This window comes from Palleronia sp. (assembly GCF_042089775.1).
Classification (GTDB): Bacteria; Pseudomonadota; Alphaproteobacteria; order Rhodobacterales; family Rhodobacteraceae; genus Palleronia.
On the sequence record NZ_JBELKF010000226.1, the window covers coordinates 1 to 2,846 of the forward strand.

At 70.2% G+C, this 2,846-nt stretch carries 3 protein-coding genes; 1 reads left to right on the forward strand and 2 read right to left on the reverse strand.

Annotated features, from left to right (window positions below; all coding sequences use genetic code 11):
- Positions 1–1,183, forward strand: a 1,183-nt coding sequence (locus ACFDS3_RS20315; protein WP_375264141.1) for a transglycosylase domain-containing protein, incomplete at its 5' end; no start/stop codon positions are given.
- A gap of 159 nt (positions 1,184–1,342) precedes the next feature.
- On the opposite strand, the gene ACFDS3_RS20320 is transcribed toward ACFDS3_RS20315, so the two are convergent.
- Together ACFDS3_RS20320 and ACFDS3_RS20325 are read right to left on the reverse strand one after the other, a co-directional pair.
- Positions 1,343–1,879 (reverse strand): hypothetical protein, encoded by a 537-nt coding sequence (locus ACFDS3_RS20320; protein ID WP_375264142.1) that lies wholly within the window; start codon positions 1,877–1,879, stop codon positions 1,343–1,345.
- 193 nt (positions 1,880–2,072) lie between these two features.
- Positions 2,073–2,846 (reverse strand): hypothetical protein (locus tag ACFDS3_RS20325; RefSeq protein ID WP_375264143.1); only part of this gene is annotated, 774 nt, incomplete at its 5' end.

Below are 2,846 nucleotides of genomic sequence, written 5' to 3' on the forward strand. Positions count from 1 at the left end.
CGACGTGCTCGTCGCCACACGCCGCGGCGGGTCGCTGATCGCCCTCGCCCGGCCGCGGATCCAGGGCGCCGTCGTGGCGATCGATCCGCGCAGCGGCGCCGTTCTCGCCTCGGTGGGTGGCTATGACCCGGCGGTGAGCGGGTTCGACCGCACCGTGGCGATGCGCCAGCCCGGCTCGGCGATCAAGCCGTTCCTCTACGGCGCCGCGCTGGATCTCGGCATCGACCCGCGCTCCAGCATCGCCAACACCCCCGAGACCTTCGTCGAGCCGGGCGGCGTGCGCTGGACCCCGGGCAACTACGACGGCAAGTCGAGCCCCGAGATCCCGATGTGGTCGGCCCTCGAGCAGAGCTCGAACCTCGCGGCCGCCCACCTGATCCACCGCATCGCCCCGGCCTCCCTGGCCCGCGTGGCGGGCGGCGCCGGGGTCTACGAGCCGGGGCAGATGGATCTGCGCCTGACCGCGGCGCTCGGCGCCTACGAGACGACGCTGACCGATCTGGTCCAGGGCTATGCGACGCTGGTCAACGATGCGATCCCGAGGCAGGACCTGGCCATCGACCGGGTCGACGGCCCCGCCGGCCCGATGCTGCGCCGCCCGGTATGGTCGGCGCCCCCGGTCATCGGCGGCGCGGCCCAGTCGGACCTGATATCGATGCTGCGCGGGGTCGTGACACGCGGCACCGCGGCCAGCGCCATGCGGGGCGCGCCTGTCGCGGTGGCCGGCAAGACGGGCACGAGCCAGGCTTACCGCGATGCATGGTTCGTCGGCGTGACGCCGCATCTGGCGATCGGCGTCTGGCTGGGGCGCGACGACAGCCGCCCGATGCCCGGCTCGATCACCGGCGGCAAGGGCCCGGCGCGCACCGTGCGGGCGATCCTCGACGCGGCGCATGAGGCCGGGCTGATCGACGGGAACGGCTACCGCGACGAGCGGCTGACATCCGGCGGCGACTGGCCGCCGCAGACCATCTCCAGCGCCGGGTGGCAGGTCTCGGGCGCGGTCGCCCCGGCCGCGCCCGTGGCGCCGCCGGTCCGGGCCGACGAGGGCTTCATCCTCGAGAGGGGCGGATCGCCCTACTACGAGGAGCGGAGGCCCGTGGCGCGAAGCGGCGGAGAGTATTACCAGCAGCAGGCCCCCGTGCGCCAACCGGTGACGGGGACCTCCTATTTCGATCAGTAGGGCTCGACCCTCGGCTTCGCAGCTCGGCTTTACAGCTCGGCAGGCAGTTGCTCTTCGTGCGGGCGAGGGTCCCGCGCCGGACGCTGCGGGGCGGGACTAGGCCTCGGCCTCGACCGGCGCGCCCGAACCGAGCTCGGCGCGAAAGGGAGTTGCTGGAGGTCAGGCGTAGAAGCGCCTGACCTCCTCCTCGTTCATGTATCCGGAGTTCAGCGCGACCGCCGAGCGGCCGTCGGGCAGCGTCACCAGGCGCACGGCGCCGTCACGCGTCAGGGGCTGCAGCAGCACCTGGACCAGCTCCTTGGAGAACCCGCTCAGCTGCGACAGCGCGTCGAGCGTCATGACCGGCAGGCGGTCGCGACGACGCACGGCACGGGTGCCGTCAGGACCCTTGGGGCTGAGCCAGTAGTTCCCGTCGAGCATCTCCACCGCCGGCAGCCGTGCGATGCGCGAGAAGGTTTCGAGCGTGCAGAGCACGCGCAGGCAGCCCGTCACGGTCAGCGGGCGGGACGCCATGCGCATCGGCCAGATCGCGCCCTTCTCGATGTTCCGGTAGAGGTTCATCGCCTGCGGGATCTTCGCCGTGTAGACGTCGCGCGGGCAGGCCGCCATGCCTTCGATCGTGCCTTCGATATGCGCCGGGACCGCGCTCGGAAAGCGCAGGCGGGTGGACCAGAGGGGGGCGAGATCGTGGGTCACCCCGACATCCTGAACATGAACGGTCATCTCTCAAGCCTTTATCCGGGCTGCAATAGTTTCGAATTAGTATAGGGGTCTCTGTTTTTCGTTCAACATATATAAGCACGAAAAAGCGGCCGCCCCCTAGATCTAGGGGTCGGCGCAGGTCCTAGTGGTGTGCGACGGAGGATTTCCGTCGTAATTTCGCAGCGCTTCAGTCGGCTTGGGCGGTCTCGAGGCTCAGGCGGTCGACCAGCATGACCGGTGCGCTCATCGCCAGCATGCCCATCTCGAAGGGCGTCACAGCGGGTTGCGGGTTGATCGAGACGGAGCCGCCGTCGCGCATCGCGCCGCTGATCCAGCCCGTGACGCCATCGCTCAGCGTCTGAAGGGCCCGACCGCCGCCGCCGGGGATCATCCCGCCTGCCTTGTGCAGCCCGGCGCCGACGAGATCGGCGAGATCCGAGCCGGTCGCGGAGACGAGCAGGTCATCGAGGCCGCGATCCTTGAGGGCCAGGGTGGTGGCGCCGATCTGCATCTGAGCGGCCATCGACATGGGGTCGGTCGCCTCGCCCGCCGCCAGGGTGGCGGTGGTTTCGAAGCTGACATTCGCGAGACCCTCCATGGCGCTCATGCCGGAGATGGAGATCGCGTCGCCCGTGCCGTTGATCTTCATCTGCATGTCACCGGCCAGGGAGTGGCCCGGCGGCACGGTGAAGTTGCCGATCCGGCCGCCGGGGATCAGCAGGTCCAGCCGCGAGCGCAGCCCCTGCAGCGACAGGTCGACCATCCCCGAGGAGATCTCCTCCAGCAGCGTCTGCCGCAAGTCCTGATCGGGCGACATCATCTCGAAGAAGGAGCGCGTCAGGCTCGCCTGGAGGGAGACCTGATCGACCGCGAGGACCTCGACACCCGTGCGGCCCTCGAGCAGCAGGCCGGAGGCCGCGAAGCCCATCGCGGAATCGGTGCCCGCGCGCGCGGCATAGGT